This is a genomic window from Thalassovita mediterranea (genome assembly GCF_001458435.1).
GTDB classification, from domain to species: domain Bacteria; phylum Pseudomonadota; class Alphaproteobacteria; order Rhodobacterales; family Rhodobacteraceae; genus Thalassobius; species Thalassobius mediterraneus.
In genome coordinates, this window is sequence record NZ_CYSF01000006.1 from 257,575 (window position 1) to 273,838 (window position 16,264).

12 protein-coding genes are annotated in these 16,264 nt (G+C 58.6%); 8 read left to right on the plus strand and 4 right to left on the minus strand.

What is annotated here, in order from left to right; all coding sequences use genetic code 11:
- Positions 1–102: 102 nt before the first annotated feature.
- The 7 genes from TM5383_RS05185 (at position 103) to TM5383_RS05215 (ending at position 7,431) form a co-directional block, all read left to right on the plus strand.
- Complete coding sequence (locus TM5383_RS05185; protein WP_058317966.1) at positions 103–957, plus strand: FAD binding domain-containing protein; 855 nt, start codon at positions 103–105, stop codon at positions 955–957.
- Between the two features lie 53 nt (positions 958–1,010).
- Positions 1,011–1,505, plus strand: a complete 495-nt coding sequence (locus TM5383_RS05190; RefSeq protein ID WP_058317967.1) for a (2Fe-2S)-binding protein — start codon at positions 1,011–1,013, stop codon at positions 1,503–1,505.
- Positions 1,502–3,937, plus strand: coding sequence for an aerobic carbon-monoxide dehydrogenase large subunit (locus TM5383_RS05195; protein ID WP_058317968.1), 2,436 nt, complete (start codon positions 1,502–1,504; stop codon positions 3,935–3,937). Before TM5383_RS05190 ends, TM5383_RS05195 begins: the two co-directional genes overlap by 4 nt.
- Before the next feature lie 74 nt (positions 3,938–4,011).
- Positions 4,012–4,887 carry an AAA family ATPase gene (locus TM5383_RS05200; protein WP_058317969.1) on the plus strand — a complete coding sequence of 292 codons (876 nt, stop codon included), beginning with the start codon at positions 4,012–4,014 and terminating at the stop codon, positions 4,885–4,887.
- Positions 4,884–6,068: a vWA domain-containing protein gene (locus tag TM5383_RS05205; protein ID WP_058317970.1), complete on the plus strand. Its 1,185-nt coding sequence runs from the start codon at positions 4,884–4,886 to the stop codon at positions 6,066–6,068. Before TM5383_RS05200 ends, TM5383_RS05205 begins: the two co-directional genes overlap by 4 nt.
- Positions 6,065–6,868, plus strand: a complete 804-nt coding sequence (locus TM5383_RS05210) for an XdhC family protein (RefSeq protein WP_058317971.1) — start codon at positions 6,065–6,067, stop codon at positions 6,866–6,868. The genes TM5383_RS05205 and TM5383_RS05210 overlap by 4 nt, the downstream gene beginning before the upstream one ends.
- 104 nt (positions 6,869–6,972) lie before the next feature.
- Positions 6,973–7,431 (plus strand): SRPBCC family protein, encoded by a 459-nt coding sequence (locus TM5383_RS05215; protein WP_058317972.1) that lies wholly within the window; start codon positions 6,973–6,975, stop codon positions 7,429–7,431.
- Between the two features lie 75 nt (positions 7,432–7,506).
- Here the strand turns inward: TM5383_RS05215 and TM5383_RS05220 are convergent, their stop codons facing one another.
- From TM5383_RS05220 to TM5383_RS05235, 4 genes are all read right to left on the minus strand, one after another.
- On the minus strand, positions 7,507–10,935 hold the full coding sequence (locus tag TM5383_RS05220; protein WP_058317973.1) for an error-prone DNA polymerase: 3,429 nt from the start codon (positions 10,933–10,935) through the stop codon (positions 7,507–7,509).
- Complete coding sequence (locus TM5383_RS05225) at positions 10,932–12,431, minus strand: Y-family DNA polymerase (RefSeq protein WP_082645402.1); 1,500 nt, start codon at positions 12,429–12,431, stop codon at positions 10,932–10,934. Before TM5383_RS05225 ends, TM5383_RS05220 begins: the two co-directional genes overlap by 4 nt.
- The gene (locus tag TM5383_RS05230; RefSeq protein ID WP_058317974.1) at positions 12,373–12,939 is read right to left on the minus strand and encodes an ImuA family protein; all 567 of its coding nucleotides are present in this window, start codon (positions 12,937–12,939) and stop codon (positions 12,373–12,375) included. The genes TM5383_RS05225 and TM5383_RS05230 overlap by 59 nt, the downstream gene beginning before the upstream one ends.
- A gap of 141 nt (positions 12,940–13,080) precedes the next feature.
- Positions 13,081–14,283 (minus strand): autotransporter outer membrane beta-barrel domain-containing protein, encoded by a 1,203-nt coding sequence (locus TM5383_RS05235; RefSeq protein WP_058317975.1) that lies wholly within the window; start codon positions 14,281–14,283, stop codon positions 13,081–13,083.
- On the opposite strand from TM5383_RS05235, the gene TM5383_RS05240 reads away from it, so the two are divergent.
- A complete protein-coding gene (locus TM5383_RS05240) occupies positions 14,283–15,974 on the plus strand; it encodes an MFS transporter (protein WP_143570202.1) in 1,692 nt (563 codons plus the stop codon). The genes TM5383_RS05235 and TM5383_RS05240 overlap by 1 nt on opposite strands.
- The last annotated feature ends 290 nt before the right edge of the window (positions 15,975–16,264 follow it).

Here is a 16,264-nt window from a genome sequence, read left to right on the forward strand (position 1 = left end):
CGTGCAAAACTGTTGTTTTTCATTGATTTTCTAAAGCGCTAACACGCGCCTTCCGGCCACGCTCTTCCCAGCCAGAACATTTGCTTGAAGGGAGGAGAGCCGATGATTCCAGCGGCATTTGAATACTACAGACCCAAGGATATGGACGGCGTCCTGTCCATCCTAGCCGAACATGGCGATGATGCGCGCGTGATGGCCGGTGGCCACAGCCTGATCCCGATGATGAAGCTACGCATGGCGGACGTCCCGCACTTGATCGACTTGCAAGACGTCGCAGGCCTGTCCGGGATTGAGGTCGACGGCGGCCAGATCCGGATTGGCGCGATGGTTACCCAGCATGACATTATCGATCACGCTGATCTAACCGCAGCAGCGCCCATCCTGCGCGAGGCGGCCCTGCAAATCGCTGACCCACAGGTGCGCTACATGGGCACCGTCGGCGGCAACGTCGCCAATGGTGATCCCGGTAACGACATGCCTGGATTGATGCAGTGCCTAGATGCGCAGTTCACTGTTGTCGGCACTGATGGCGAACGCACGATTGCGGCGCGCGACTTCTACGAAGCGGCCTACATGACCGCCCGCGAAGACGAAGAAGTGCTGACATCCGTGACGTTTGCAGCCCCCAAGGGCGGCTACGCCTATGAAAAGCAAAAGCGCAAAATTGGCGACTATGCCACCGCCGCAGCGGCGGTGCAGATCGTCCGCGACGGCGACATCTGCACTGAGGCCTCCATCGCGATGACCAACCTTAGCGACACCCCTATCTATTCCGAAGCAGCCGGCGCGGCGCTGATCGGCACCATGGTAGATGCGGCGGCGTTAACTGCAGCGGTCAACGCCATGCTGGGTGATATCGACCCAACCGAGGACAACCGCGGCCCCATCGCGTTCAAGAAACATGTGGCTGGCGTGATCCTGCGCCGCGCCATCGAACGTGCTTGGTCGCGCGCCTGATCAAATCACCGGCCGACCCGCCACACGGAGTCCGTCGGCAGAGAGGAAATCCAATGTCCAACAAACAACACTACAAATTGACCGTGAACGGCAAACAGGAAGAGTTTCTGGCGGAGCCGCGCGAGTTGTTGATCTATACCTTGCGCGAACGTCTGAATATCACCGGTCCGCACATCGGTTGTGAAACCTCCCATTGTGGTGCCTGTACCGTGACCATTGACGGGAAATCAGTCAAAGCCTGCACCATGTTCGTGGCTCAGGCCGATGGCAAAGACATCACCACCATCGAAGGTATCGGCAACCCTGACGCGCTGCATCCGCTGCAAACCGCGTTCAAGGAACACCACGGTCTGCAATGTGGGTACTGTACCCCCGGCATGATCACCCGCGCGACCAAGCTCCTCGAAGAGAACCCGACCCCCACCGAAGAAGACATCCGGTTTGGCATGGCGGGCAATATCTGCCGCTGCACCGGCTATCAGAACATCGTGAAATCCATTCAGGCCGCCGCGGCGGAAATGAATGCAGCCAAGGAGGCGGCAGAATGAAAGACGACGTAACCAGCCGCGAAGAACGTGTCGAAAACCTCAAAGGCATGGGGTGTTCGCGCAAGCGGGTTGAAGATGCCCGTTTCACCCAGGGCAAAGGCAACTATGTCGATGACATCAAACTGGATGGGATGCTGTTTGGCGACTTTGTCCGTTCGCCTTACGCCCATGCACGGATCAAAAACATCGACACCTCTGCCGCGCTTGAAGTTCCCGGCGTTCTGGCTGTCTTGACGGCCAAAGATCTGGAACCGCTGGGACTGCACTGGATGCCAACATTGGCCGGGGACAAACAGATGGTTCTGGCCGATGGCAAGGTCCTGTTCCAAGGACAAGAAGTTGCCTTCGTCGTTGCCGAAGACCGCTATGCTGCGGCCGACGGGATCGAAGCCGTCGAAGTAGACTATGAAGAACTGCCGGTCATCGTCGACCCGTTTGAAGCGCTGACATCAGATGTTGTCCTGCGCGAAGATCTGGTCGCAGAGGATGGATCGCTGCCCGATGGGGCGCATGGACCACGCAAACACCACAACCATATCTTCACCTGGGAAGCAGGGGATAAGGATCCGACCTTTGACACGATCGACGCAGCTGAGGTCGTCGCAGAGGAAACGATGTATTATCATCGTACCCACCCTTGTCCGCTGGAAACCTGTGGGTCTGTTGCCTCCATGGATAAGGTCAACGGCAAGCTGACCCTCTGGGGCACATTTCAGGCCCCCCATGCCATTCGAACGGTTGTATCACTGATCTCGGGGATCGAAGAACACAACATCCGCGTCATCAGCCCAGACATCGGGGGCGGCTTTGGCAACAAAGTAGGCGCCTACCCGGGATATGTCTGCACTGTTGTGGCCTCCATCGTGACCGGAAAACCGGTGAAATGGATCGAAGACCGGATGGACAACCTGATGACCACCGCCTTTGCCCGCGACTACTGGATGAAAGGCCGCATCAGCGCCACCAAAGACGGCAAGATCACTGGTCTGCATTGCCACGTCACCGCAGATCATGGCGGGTTTGACGCCTGTGCGGATCCGACCAAGTTTCCCGCTGGGTTTATGAATATCTGTACCGGCTCCTACGACATTCCCACCGCCTATCTGGAAGTGGACGGCGTCTACACCAACAAGGCACCGGGTGGGGTCAGTTACCGCTGTTCATTCCGCGTGACAGAAGCGGTCTATTTCATCGAACGCATGATCGAAGTGCTGGCGATCGAATTGAATATGGACGCCGCCGAGCTGCGCCGGATCAACTTTATCCGGAAGGAACAGTTCCCCTACACCGCTGCGTTGGGATGGGAATATGACAGCGGCGACTACCATACCGCCTGGGACAAGGCGCTCTCCACTGTTGACTACGATGGATTGCGTGCGGAACAAGCCGAGCGTGTGGAGGCCTTTAAGCGTGGTGAAACCCGATCACTGATGGGGATTGGTCTGTCGTTCTTTACCGAAATCGTCGGGGCAGGCCCCGTGAAAAACTGTGATATTCTGGGCCTTGGCATGTTTGACAGCTGCGAAATCCGCATCCACCCCACCGGATCGGCCATCGCGCGCCTCGGCACCATTTCACAAGGTCAGGGGCACGCAACCACATTTGCACAGATCCTTGCCTCGGAAATCGGCCTACCGGCAGACAGTATCACCATCGAAGAAGGCGACACCGACACAGCGCCTTATGGGCTGGGCACCTACGGGTCACGTTCGACCCCGGTGGCGGGCGCGGCAACAGCGATGGCCGGTCGTAAAATCCGTGCCAAAGCGCAGATGATCGCGGCCTATCTACTGGAAGTGCATGACGACGACGTCGAGTTTGACGTGGATCGATTTGTCGTCAAAGGCGCGCCAGAGCGGTTCAAGACAATGAAGGAAATCGCCTTTGCCGCCTACAATCAGGCCATTCCGGGAATAGAACCGGGGCTGGAAGCTGTCAGTTACTATGACCCGCCCAATATGACCTATCCCTTCGGCGCCTACGTCTGTGTGATGGACATTGACGTGGATACAGGTGTCACCGACATCCGCCGCTTCTACGCGCTGGATGATTGCGGCACCCGGATCAACCCGATGATCATCGAAGGACAGGTGCATGGTGGCCTGACCGAAGCGCTGGCCGTCGCACTGGGACAGGAAATTGCCTATGACGACATGGGCAACGTCAAGACCGGCACGCTTATGGACTTTTTCCTGCCTACCGCGTGGGAGGTGCCAAACTACGAAACCGACTACACAGTCACCCCGAGCCCCCATCATCCGATCGGCGCCAAGGGTGTGGGCGAAAGCCCCCATGTCGGCGGCGTGCCCTGTTTTTCCAATGCGGTTCAGGATGCATTCCGTGCATTTGGCCTGCGGCACACCAACATGCCCCACGATCATTGGCGGATCTGGAAAACCGCGAATGAACTGGGTCTGCATGACATGAGCTGATCCCCTGCCCCGTGTCACGGTTCCAATAGAGCCACACTGGCACGGGGCGGGTTTCCCAAGGACGCGGAGCACCAATGAGCTATACTGACCTGCAATCCGACCTGGCCGCACAGGGCTATATCGCTGCTGATGATCTGGCCGTTGCCTTGCATCTGGCGCTGGATCTTGGACGGCCTTTGCTGCTGGAAGGCGCCGCTGGAGTCGGCAAAACAGATGTCGCCCGCATGCTGGCACAGACCAAAGGGACACAGCTGATCCGGCTTCAATGCTACGAAGGTCTGGACGCAGCGCAGGCCATTTATGAATGGAACTACCAGCGCCAGCTGCTGACAATCCGCGCCTCTGCCGAGGCGGGGGAAACCGGCCAATCTGTAGAAGACCGCATTTTTTCCCGCGATTTCCTGCTCGAGCGTCCACTACTGGCTGCCATTTCACAACCTGAACCGCCCGTTTTGCTGATCGATGAAATAGACCGGGCGGATGAAGAGTTCGAAGCCTACCTGCTAGAGGTTCTGTCGGATTTTCAGGTCTCGATCCCTGAGCTGGGCACTATTGAGGCAACCTGCCGCCCGATTGTCATCCTAACCTCGAACGGCACCCGTGATCTATCCGACGCACTGCGTCGGCGGTGCCTTTATAGCTATGTGCCGTTTCCAGATCGCAATACGGAACTGGCAATTTTGCAATCACGATGCCCCACGATTGATCAGGAATTGGCGCAACAGGTGATCGGGTTTGTGCAAAAGCTGCGCGAAGAAGAACTGGAAAAGGTGCCCGGCATCGCAGAAATGCTGGACTTTGCCGCCGCGCTGATGGGCCTTGGGGTTGGGGATCTAACAGATCGACCCTCGGTCTTGCACGCGACGCTGTCGACGCTCTTGAAAACCCAAAGTGATCAGGCCCAGATCACCGCGGATGTTGCTGCGCGCATCGCCGGAAAAGCCGCATGAGCCGGGTCACCAAATTTGCCAGCCGCGATAGCGGACCCTCTGCACGTATGGTGGGGTTTGTGGCCCATCTGCGCGACAATGGATTACGCCTAGGCGTCGCTGAGGCAGAGTTGGCCTTGAGCGCGTTAACCTCGATCAAAGCCGCCACACCCAATGACTGTCGTCGCGCCCTGCGTGCGGTTTTTACCGGCTGCCAAGACGAAGCCGACAAATTTGATGCCCTCTTTGACAGCTACTGGATGGACGCTGGTCGCGTACGCCAGAAAGCAATCCCCAAAACATCAAACACTCTAAGCGACAGCACACATTCTTCCCGCGATGCGCAGTCTGAGGGTGCTGCATCCTCTGCGGGCAACATGACAGCACCCGACGGCGGCGAAGGTGATGCCGACAGCGACGGCACCGGCAAACTGATCGCCACCAGACAGCAAAACCTGGCGCGTAAGGATCTACGCGATCTGGTCCGCCCCGAAGACATTGCTGCCGCCCAAGAGGTGGCCCACCGTCTGGGCGCAGCGCTGCGAGACAAACGATCGCGCCGCCGCATTGCTGCGCAGCGTGGTGATCGGCTGCATTTTCGCAAGATCATCCGCCATAGCCTTGCGACTGGTGGAGAGCCTATCCGCCTGCTGCACAAGAAGCGCCCTGATCGTAGCCGTAAGGTGGTGGCGCTATGTGATGTTTCAGGGTCGATGAGTATTTATGCACAGGTTTTTCTGGCCTTTCTGGCGGGCCTGATGCGCGCGGACACAAAGGCCGACGCTTATCTGTTTCATACCCGTCTGGTCCGCATCACCGAAGGATTGCGCGACAAAGATGCAATGCGCGCCATCGGTCGCCTGTCCCTAATGGCAGACGGTTTCGGAGGGGGATCAAAAATCGGGGCGTCGCTGCAGCGGTTTTCCGACACCTATGCCAAACGGTTTGTCGACGGCCGCAGCGTGGTGCTGATCCTATCAGACGGTTACGACACCGCCCCCGCCAGCGACACCGTGAGCGCCCTGCAAAAACTGAAAAAGCGGGGGTGTAAAATCATCTGGCTGAACCCGCTCAAGGGCTGGAAGGATTATAGCCCGACCGCGGCCTGCATGGCTGCCGCATTGCCCCATCTGGACCTGTTTGAACCTGCCAATACGCTGGCCGATCTGGCCGCATTGGAACCTGAATTGGTGCGCCTATGATCCCTGCTGAACTCCTAGATACCGAACTGGCTGAAACCGCGCAAATGCTGCGTCAGCGACAAGAACCCTTTGCCTTTGCCACCATTGTGCGCACGGCTGGCCTGACTGCTGCCAAACCAGGGGCGAAGGCACTGCTCAGCGCGGATGGCACCATTGTACAGGGTTGGCTGGGGGGCGGCTGCACGCGCGGAGCGGTCAAACGTGCCGCACTAACCGCCCTGTCCGAAGGAACCCCGCAACTGGTTTCTGTTGCGCCCGAAGATCTGCTGGAACAACGCGGTGTCGCACCCGGCGATGAAGTGGACGGCACCCGATACGCCCGAAACGGCTGCCCGTCTCGGGGCACCGTGGATATCTTTATCGAACCCTGCCTGCCCGTGCCCGAATTGACGGTTCTGGGAACCTCTCCCGTGGCGCAGACCCTTGCCCGTCTGGCACCACAATTTCACTGGTCTGTTGGGTCTACGGTGCCCACAACGCATGCGGGCGCGCAGCAACGTGTCATCGTGATTGCCACACAGGGTCAAGGGGATCTGGATGCGTTGAAATCCGCACTGGACGCTACCCCCGACTATATCGCCTTTGTCGGCAGTCGGCTGAAGTTTGCGACACTTGCCGACAAGCTGATCGCTGCCGGGCACCCGCCCGACGATGTGGCAAACGTCCACGCGCCTGCGGGTCTGGATCTGGGTGCCGTCACACCAGAAGAAATCGCCCTATCCATTCTGGCCCAACTGGTGCGCGTCCGCCGCAAGCGCCCCACCCCATCACAATTATCGCAGCCTGAGGTCCGCACATGAGAACCCTCATCACCCGCCTAAACGCCCTGCGCAAAAAATGCCGGATGACGCCCGAACAGGCGGACAACATCCGTTTCCCCTGTTGCTAGAAGAGGAGCAAAGCAATGGAACTGAACGACGAAATCGTCATCAATGCCCCCCAAGATCGTGTTTACGCCGCCCTGAATGATCCAGAGGTTCTGAAACAGTGCATTCCCGGATGCGAGGAGCTGATCAAGCATTCCGACACCGAACTAGAGGCCAAGGTAGTGCTGAAAATTGGGCCGGTGAAGGCGCGTTTCAGTGGCAATGTGGTCCTGGACCAATCTGGCGCACCGGATACGTTTTCATTGACAGGTCAAGGCAATGGTGGCGCTGCCGGTCACGCCAAAGGTGGCGCAGATGTCAGCCTGATCGCTGATGGTGACACCACCGTATTGCGCTATGCTGCCAAGGCAGAGATCGGTGGCAAACTGGCCCAGCTGGGCAGCCGTCTGATCCAAAGCACAGCGAAAAAGCTGGCAGCTAAGTTTTTCAAGTCCTTCGCAGAAGTAGTAAACGAAGACGCCTCGGTTCAGGCTTAAGCCAACGTGACGCCATCTGTCGTGACCACCTTTGCCTGCCGGGTGGTCGCGACACGCCGCATCTGCTGTTCTGCATCAGTGAAAATCGCGACTGGGGAACAGACGCTTTGCCTGATCACGCGGGTGCATTGCACGGGCGGGATAACGGGATTTCTTCGGCGTTTCATCCGCACGTGGACCTTCGGTTGTCAACGCCTCGGGCTGCGGGTGGCCCAATTCAGACAGTTTATGCGATAGGTCTTCGACCTCTCGGGCGATCAGATGCACGACGATGCCTTCGCGTTGCAGATAACCGGTGATGCGCAGCAATCGCGCCCCCATGACCGAACGACGATTGGCCTCAAAGATCTTGGGCCAGACCACCACATTGCTGACACCAGTTTCATCCTCCAACGTCAGAAAGATCACACCTGAAGCAGTGCCAGGGCGTTGGCGCGTAATAACCAACCCACACACGCTATAACGTCCCAAGGCAATATCAGTCAGTGCCGCATGGGCCACCAAAGGCGCCGCGCGCCGCCCCTCTGCTGCTGCCAGCAATCCCGGCCGCAGCAATTCCATCGGGTGCGCGCGAAGTGTCAGGCGGGTAGAGACATAATCCTCCACCACTTCTTCACCCAGTTGCATAGAGGGCAAGATTACATCTGGCTCTGCAATCGCTTCGCCATCCAAGGGGTCATTGAACAGCGGCAGTGGTTTTGGGCTTTGGATTGCTTTCACCTGCCACAGCGCATCGCGCCGCGTCAGCCCCATATCGGCAAAGGCATCCGCCTCTGCCAAACGGGTCAACACATCAGGGCGCAACCCCGCGCGCAACCACAGTGCCTGCGGATCACGGTAGCCATTGCCCCGCGCCGCCATCAACCAATCCGCATCCTCACGCCGCAACCCCTTGATTTGGCGCAGTCCCAACCGCAGTGCCAGCGCCCCATCCGCCCGCCGTTCCAGCGTATTGTCCCAATCGGAATGGTTCACGCAGATGGGCCGCGTTTCCACGCCATGTTCGCGCACATCGCGCACGATCTGGGCTGGTGCGTAAAACCCCATCGGCTGTGCATTGAGCAGCGCGCAGGCAAAGATCGCCGGATGGTGACACTTCAACCACGCGGACACATAGGCCAGCATCGCAAAGGCTGCCGCGTGGCTTTCGGGGAAGCCATAATCCGCAAACCCCTCAATCTGGCCGAAACACCGTTCGGCCACCTCTTGGGAATAGCCGTTTTGCAGCATACCGGCGACGAACTTGTCGCGATGTTTGCCGATGGTGCCCATGCGCCGAAAGGTGGCGAGGGAGCGGCGCAGATGATCCGCCTCCTCCGCCGAAAAACCCGCGCCGACCATCGCGATCTGCAGGGCCTGTTCCTGAAACAGCGGCACGCCGAGGGTGCGGCGCGTCACCTCTTCCAATGCGGGGCCGAAGGGTTCCACCTTCTCTACCCCGCTGCGGCGGCGGATATAGGGCTGCACCATATCGCCCTGAATGGGACCCGGGCGCACAATCGCCACTTCGATCACCAGATCATAGAATTTCCGTGGTTTCATCCGCGGCAAGAAGTTCATCTGCGCCCGGCTTTCCACTTGAAACACCCCCACCGCATCAGCACGACACAGCATGTCATAGGTCGCCGGATCATCCTGTGGGATGGTGGCGATGCTGTGGGTGGTTTTCTCATGCTCTTGCAACAGATCAAACGACTTGTGCAGGCAGCTGAGCATCCCGAGCGATAGGATATCGATCTTCAAGATCCCCAGCGCGTCAATGTCATCCTTATCCCAGCAAATCACTGTGCGATCCTCCATCGCGGCGTTTTCGATCGGTGCCAGTTCATCCAGCCGTCCGGCAGTGATGACAAAGCCGCCCACATGTTGGGACAAATGGCGCGGAAAGCCGATCACCTCACCAATCAGGCGGATGGTCTGCATCAGGCGGCGATCCTCAGGGTCCAGCCCCAATTCCCGCATCCGGTCCAGATCCACGCCACCACTGCCGCTGCCCCAGATCTGACTGGACAGGCCCGCAGTGACATCCTCACTAAGCCCCATGACCTTACCTACCTCACGGATGGCAGCGCGGGTGCGGAAATGGATCACCGTGGCGCAAAGACCCGCGCGGTGGCGGCCGTAGGTTTCATAGATCCACTGGATCACCTCTTCGCGCCGCTCGTGTTCAAAATCCACGTCAATGTCAGGCGGTTCGCCCCTGTGTTTCGAGACAAACCGTTCAAACACCATCGCGATCATATCAGGGCTGACATCGGTGATCCCCAACAGATAACACAGGATCGAGTTGGCCGCCGATCCGCGCCCCTGACATAGGATCCCGCGTGATCGGGCAAACTGCACGATGTCATAGACAGTCAGGAAATAGGCGGGGAAGTTCAGCTCGGCCACCACGGCCAGCTCTTTTTCCATCAGATCCAGCGCCCGCTGCGGTGCGCCATCTGGATAGCGACGCGCAAGCCCCTCCTGTGCCAGACGTTCCAGCCGCGCCTGCGGGGTTTCACCCTCGCGGTCCTCATGCGGGTAGTCATAGGACAGCTCTGACAGGTCAAAACTACACTTATCGGCAATCTCCAGACTGCGGCGCAGGGCGGCGGGGTGGTGTCGAAACAGCCGCGCCATGTCATGCCCCGCTTTCAGGCGGCGTTCGCTATTGGGCAAGGCGCGGGTGCCGATCTGATCGATGGTGGTGTGTTCGCGCAGACAGGTCAGCACATCGGCCAGTTGGCGGCGACTGGCATGGTGCATCAACACATCCCCCACCGCGACCATCGGCGCTGAAACCTGCTGGGCCAGCGTGGCACAGGCGGTGAAATAGGCCTGATCGCTACCATCATAACGCGGTGCAGCACCCAGAAAGACATGATGTGGATAGTGCCGGCTCAAATTGCGGATATCTTCGCGCGCCGCACGCAAACTGTTCTGCGGTAAAGCGATCAGGATCATACCACGACAGCCCGCGATCAAATCCTGTGTGTACAGCAGGCACTGCCCTTTTTCGGCACGCCGTTTACCCAATGTTAGCAACCGCGAGAGGCGTTGATAGGCCGCCAGATCGCGCGGCAGCGCCAGCCAGTCCACCGAACTGTCGGCCAGAACCAGACGGCAGCCGGCAATCAGGCGCGGCAGCCCCGTTTCTGCCCCAGAAACAGTCAGCATCCCACCCGCGCCGATCGACTGACGGGAAGAGGAATCAATGCGCTGATGCGACCGGATCTGCACACTGGCCTGCCCTTGGGCCCGTTCTTGGGCCTGCTCTTCAGCCTGTTCCCGCAACTCCTCCCGCAGCTGTTTCAGCGCACTCCATGCGCGCACCACGCCAGCCAGCGAATTGCGATCGGTGATCGCGATAGCTGGTAAGCCCAATTCCGCCGCCCGCAGCATCAGCTCTTCGGGATGTGATGCGCCAGTAAGGAAGGTGAAATTGGTGGTCACGCATAACTCGGCGTAATCTAACGCGAAGTGGTCAGGTACCGGCAGAGAAATGGAATGCTGATTGCTCATGCGAATTCCCCCTGCACGAACCATCCTGGGTTTTGCGGGGTGTAAAACAGCCATAGCCGACGGCCCTCGCGCGTTTCAACCCGCCAGTAATCGCGCAAGCCACTGCGCCAGTTTTCATCTTCCAACCACCATTCAGGGGCGATCCGTTCGGGTCCGGATGCGCGTCCGGTGGTCAACGACATGCGCCGCCAACGAAACCGCTGAGGCGGTCGCGGACCAGTGCCTGCAATCGCTTCTGGGCGGAACAGAACCAGCGGACGCGGCTGATGACGCGCCCAGCCTCCTGCAGGTTGCGAATACGCTGCCGGCGCCAAAACAAAACTGCGGTCGGGGATGTGACTGTCTGCGGGCAGAAACCGCAATATATTGTCCAGCCCGATCCGCGTCCCCAACCGCGAGATCAAGTCATCCAACCTGTCCTGCCCACCATCTGACACATGGCTCAACTGTTCTACCGGCAACGGTTCCACCACCGTGGCCTCCAACCGCAGTTGATCTATGCCGAACCCCGCATCCATTTCCCCTAATCCCCGTTCGAACAGGGGCAAAATACGTCCCGCATCCCGCAGCGGGCGCGCCAGTCGCAGTTCAACTTGTTGCTGATCCTGATCGACTCGCCGCAGGGTTAAGCACAAAACGCGCGCGCCCATCTCCTGCGTCTTGAGCTTGCTGCACAGCTGACGCAACAGACGGTCCGTGCCAGCCATCACATCGGCCAACAGGCCAATGGGCTCTGGCAAGGTCATCCGCACACCGTAGTGTGGCGGATCTGTATGTGGTGAAATCTGCTCCGGTTGCTGCCCCAGCGCCTGATCCAGCCGCCGCAGCAATCCCGGCCCGAAACGGCGCGTCAGTGGCCCACGCGCAGCCCCTGCCAGATCCCTGATATAACGCAATCCCAACCGTTCCAGACCCAGCGCCACCTGCGGTTCAATCCGCAAGGCCGCCACCGGCAACGGCGCCAATGCCGCCAGCATCTGGCCCGCCTCGGCAATGCTGCAGTGACCATTTCGGCCCTGCTGCCCGTGACGTGCCAGCGCCCACGCCGCGCCACGGGTATCCGCCAAACCGATGCGCACCGACAGCCCTGCCCGCGCCAAACGCCTTTGCAGATCTTCCAGCATCATCGCCTCGCCACCAAACAGATGCGCCGATCCGGTGATATCCAACACCAGTCCATCGCGCCCTTCTAATCCGACCCAAGGACAATAGCGCGTCGCCCAGCGCCGCAGCGCCAGCAAAAACCGCTGATCTCCTTCGGGATCGGCGCCACGGCTTTGTAGATCGGGACAGAACGCCCGGGCATCGGTATAGGCCATGCCCACCTCCAGCCCCTGCGCTGATGCGGGGGGGTTTAGACAGTAGATCCGATTGGCATTCTGTTCTTTACGGGTCAGCACAAACGGCCCAGCAAGCGGCCACACCCGCAGAGCCCGGTCACTTGCCAGCCGGGGAAACCACAGAGAGACGACGCGACGCTGTATCCCATCGAACATGCCAAACACCCAATGTTCCCGATTTGTTCTTTATAAGATCCCACCGTTGAAGAGTCGAGTCACCACGCCCACCTTCGGCATCAAAAATGGGGGTTGCGCGCCAGCGTGTCTCGGTTGCGTTGCTACCCGCCCCATCTGCAATCAAAGCCAGCCCAGTTGCCGCACCGTCCCGCGCGGCCAGTTGCAGGCGGCGACCTTCGGTCAGGCCAATAGGTTTGCTGGGCGTCAGCACAACCAGAGACACCGCACCAGACCTCAGCGCCTCTTCGGCGACGGCCAACGTTTCCAGCGGGCCTTGGGTCAGCGACAAGGTCAGCCGCGCAGGATCCAAAAAGTCTGACACGCCGTGCGGATGAATCTGCTGCCCCTGCCAGCCCTCTTGCACCCACATCACATTTCCACCCACCCGCGCCGCATAGGCCAGCGCCAACATAGGCGCGCCTGCACCGCAGGCTTCGTGCATGCGGCCCCGCAACAAGAAAGTGGACTGTGGATCAACTGGTTTCATGGCCACTAACTGTAGGGGCGATGCGGGCAGATTTCAAATCCCGGGACACAGACCATGCCAAGCGATCAGCAAACGCGCCCCACTTCAAATGTAAATGGGCGCCCCGACAAGGGACGCCCAACATATTGTTTTTACATCCGATCAGAAGTTCCGGTTAAACCCGAAACTCACTGTCGTGGCGCGGGCTCCGTCAAAGATTTCGCCTCCATCCAGAGTAAGGTGGTACCCACCATTTGCGAAATCGCCAACAATCCCCAGGCCCAGGCTAGGCGCAACACTGTTCAATCTGGTTCCCCCATCTCTGAACCGCGTTGCATCCGCACCAATCCGTACAAACGGGCGCGCATTTCCGGTGCGGTTGAAGTCAAAACGCGCGCCGATCCGTGCGGTTTGGCTGGTCACAGTGCGGGCCCCACCGGGCGCAGCATCCGGTAGTTTTTCACTATAGGCATCCAATCCGGCATAACCTTCGAACAGAGTGTTCCCCAACACAATGTCGCCACGCAATGTCACAGAGCCAAGCACACGGTCAGATCTGTAGGAACTGCCACCGTTGGCATATTCCGGCCGTGCAAACGTCAGATAGGCGTCCAACTCTTTGTTGTTGTCAAAACGCGCACTTAGATAGGGCCCAACACTCCAGGCGGTGTTGTCAAAATTATTCCCGTCAGAGGTAATATCGTAGTCACCATAAGACACCAGAACGCCAGCAAACTTGTCCTGGCCGATCTGCCAATCCACACCGGCGGTCAACTCAAAGCCGTTGCCATCAAGGGATCCCGAAAAATCTGTTCCCTTAAGCTGTGTCCAGACATAGGTTCCCGCGTCACTTTTGCCGGTAAAATGCAGGCTATTTTGCGTCACCTGCGAACTGCCGCCACTGGATGAACGGCCGCTTTGTGCCCCGGCAAGGCCCTGTCGGATTGCTGTCCCAGACGCAGATCCCGCGGCGGCGGCGGCTCCGCTGTCGGCGGTTCCACCTGCCGAAGGTCGGCAGCTTACATTCATCGACCCGCCGATCGAGCTCGGGTCCAATTGAACCAGAATAGACGCGATTACGTCTTCGGGGACGACAAACTCATATTCATCGCAATTTGATCCGCTGCAAAATAGCTCAGTACCTTTCGAGCGGATACTAACAGCATCAAAACTTGATTCAGGGCCAAAATTTACCAAAAGCCTATCGCCCGCTTGAAGAGACAAGGTGAAAACCTCGGAGGTCCTAGAAGAATAAGTTTCGGAAAACCCTTCACAGGTGCGGAAGCTATCCGCCGCGACGGGCGATGCCGAATAGGCCAATAGGGACGCAACAGGCGCCAAAATTCCAAATGCTTTTTTGATCATTGCGCAAACTCCCCAATCGAACCAGCAGAAGGTTCACAGAAGGAAGACACCGCATCCTTTACATACGTCGCCACTGTTTCTGTGCGGCCCACGCCCGCATTGATTGTCTGCGCACACATGCCTTGTGTCGCAGTTTCTGCGGCGATCTGATCGCCCCAACTGTGCTGTCCCATGATAGTCCCTCAAGTCAATTCTGGCGCTCCACGCGCACCACTTTCCCCTGCATTTGCCCGCCTCACGAACTGAAGCCGCGCAAAACATGTGGATATTTAAGGAGCTATGGCGAAAGCCGACAATCACCCGAACGGGTGATTGCCAAAGACCACAATAGAAAGTGGTTTCTTAACAGACGCTTTGCGTCCAAGATGCCAACAGGGGACTTTGAGCGAGAAATGCAACCAACCAACCGCAACATGAACATTTGGCAGCTGATGTGTTTCAGCGCCCTAAGCGCACCACTTGCGATGGTTGGTTTTGCGGTCGTCAGTTTTGTTCCCACGTTTTACGCCATTGATATGGGCATAGGGTTAGGGCTGGTTGGCATGATCTTTATGTTCGGGCGGTTCTTTGACGTTTTTACGGACCCTCTGATCGGCGCCCTCAGTGACCAGACCAGAGGCAAATGGGGGCCACGCCTGCCCTGGATGGTCGTGGCCTTTCCGGGGGTAATACTGTTTGCCTGGTTGCTTTTGACGCCGCCGCAAAACGTGGGCCCTGTGTATCTGTTCTGCGTGATTTCGGGCTACCTTCTGTTTGTGACCGCCTTCGACGTTCCATATTCCAGCATCGGCCTTGAAATATCGCCCCATGTCCACGAACGGTCCGTCCTTGCCGGCACCAAGGCGGTTTTCCAGATTATAGGTGCGTTGGGCGCATCTGCGGTTCCCATACTTGTTGGCGTCGGCATGCAGGCATCCCTTGCAACGCTGGCTACCATATTTCTGGTGTCGTTCCCTGCGGCATTGGCCCTGTTTCTCCTTTGGTCCCCGCGCCATATTGGCGCGTCTCGTGGCGCACGGACAACGGCATGGGCCTCTTGGCGCAACTGCTTGAAACAGTCAGCATTTCGCCGCCTGATGTTCGTTTTTTTCACCGTGCAAGCCGCAAATGCGATGACCGTTGGTCTGCTGGTCCTGTTTGTGCGGCACGTCCTGCAGGCACCCGAAATGGTAGGTCAGATGTTCCTGATGCTGCTGTTAGCCACAGCGCTATTTGTGCCGCTTTGGGTGTTGTTGTCCAAACGCATCGGCAAACGCCACACCTGGGCGCTGGCGGTATTGTCCTGCACGGCCATTCTGCTGGCCAGCTACAGCATCGGCGCAAACGACGTGATGCTGATGCGCACAATCTGTTTGGGACTTGGTGCTTGCATGACTTGTGATGCGATCATGCCCACATCCATTCTTGCCGACATTGTCGCACAGGACGAACGCCGCGCAGGCCACCCAAGGGCGGCAAGTTATCTGGCATTGAAAAACGCGGCCTCGAAAATGGCGTTTGTCGCCCCAATGGGGATCGCCTTTCCTGTGCTGGGCTTGTTCGGATTTGACCAGGCGGGCGCTGGCAGTTCAGAACACCTTGGCGTGCTGCTGTTCTTTTTCGCCGGCTTACCCTGTGTTTTGCGCTTGGCGGTTGCGGGTTTCCTGCTGCGCAAGTCAGGGGATTTTACCATACATGCGCATTCGGCATGAGCCAGTCATTCACCCCACCAACACCCGACGAGTTGCGCGCCGAAGAAGCCCGCATGCTGCGCGAGCGCGCGATAGGCTCGGCGCGCTCTGTCTTTGTCCTGATCGGCGTCATCGCCATCAGCCTCGCATCGGTCGAACTATATAGAGAAGCAATCCTATGGACCTGCGCGACTTCTGCCATGGTCGTTATCACAATCCTATACGCCCGCTCTGGGATGCGCGGCGAACACACAGACCGACAGGTCGACCAATATCTGAGGGGGCATGTGGTGATCTCGGCCTGTACGGGC

Bases quoted from the DNA above. Each gene is read 5' to 3' on its own strand.
- TM5383_RS05210 (WP_058317971.1), top strand. From the start codon at position 6,065: ATGATCCCTGCTGAACTCCTAGATACCGAACTGGCTGAAACCGCGCAA.
- TM5383_RS05235 (WP_058317975.1), bottom strand. From the start codon at position 14,283: ATGATCAAAAAAGCATTTGGAATTTTGGCGCCTGTTGCGTCCCTATTG.
- TM5383_RS05230 (WP_058317974.1), bottom strand. From the start codon at position 12,939: ATGAAACCAGTTGATCCACAGTCCACTTTCTTGTTGCGGGGCCGCATG.
- TM5383_RS05205 (WP_058317970.1), top strand. From the start codon at position 4,884: ATGAGCCGGGTCACCAAATTTGCCAGCCGCGATAGCGGACCCTCTGCA.
- TM5383_RS05220 (WP_058317973.1), bottom strand. From the start codon at position 10,935: ATGAGCAATCAGCATTCCATTTCTCTGCCGGTACCTGACCACTTCGCG.
- TM5383_RS05215 (WP_058317972.1), top strand. From the start codon at position 6,973: ATGGAACTGAACGACGAAATCGTCATCAATGCCCCCCAAGATCGTGTT.
- TM5383_RS05190 (WP_058317967.1), top strand. From the start codon at position 1,011: ATGTCCAACAAACAACACTACAAATTGACCGTGAACGGCAAACAGGAA.
- TM5383_RS05185 (WP_058317966.1), top strand. From the start codon at position 103: ATGATTCCAGCGGCATTTGAATACTACAGACCCAAGGATATGGACGGC.
- TM5383_RS05195 (WP_058317968.1), top strand. From the start codon at position 1,502: ATGAAAGACGACGTAACCAGCCGCGAAGAACGTGTCGAAAACCTCAAA.
- TM5383_RS05225 (WP_082645402.1), bottom strand. From the start codon at position 12,431: ATGTTCGATGGGATACAGCGTCGCGTCGTCTCTCTGTGGTTTCCCCGG.
- TM5383_RS05200 (WP_058317969.1), top strand. From the start codon at position 4,012: ATGAGCTATACTGACCTGCAATCCGACCTGGCCGCACAGGGCTATATC.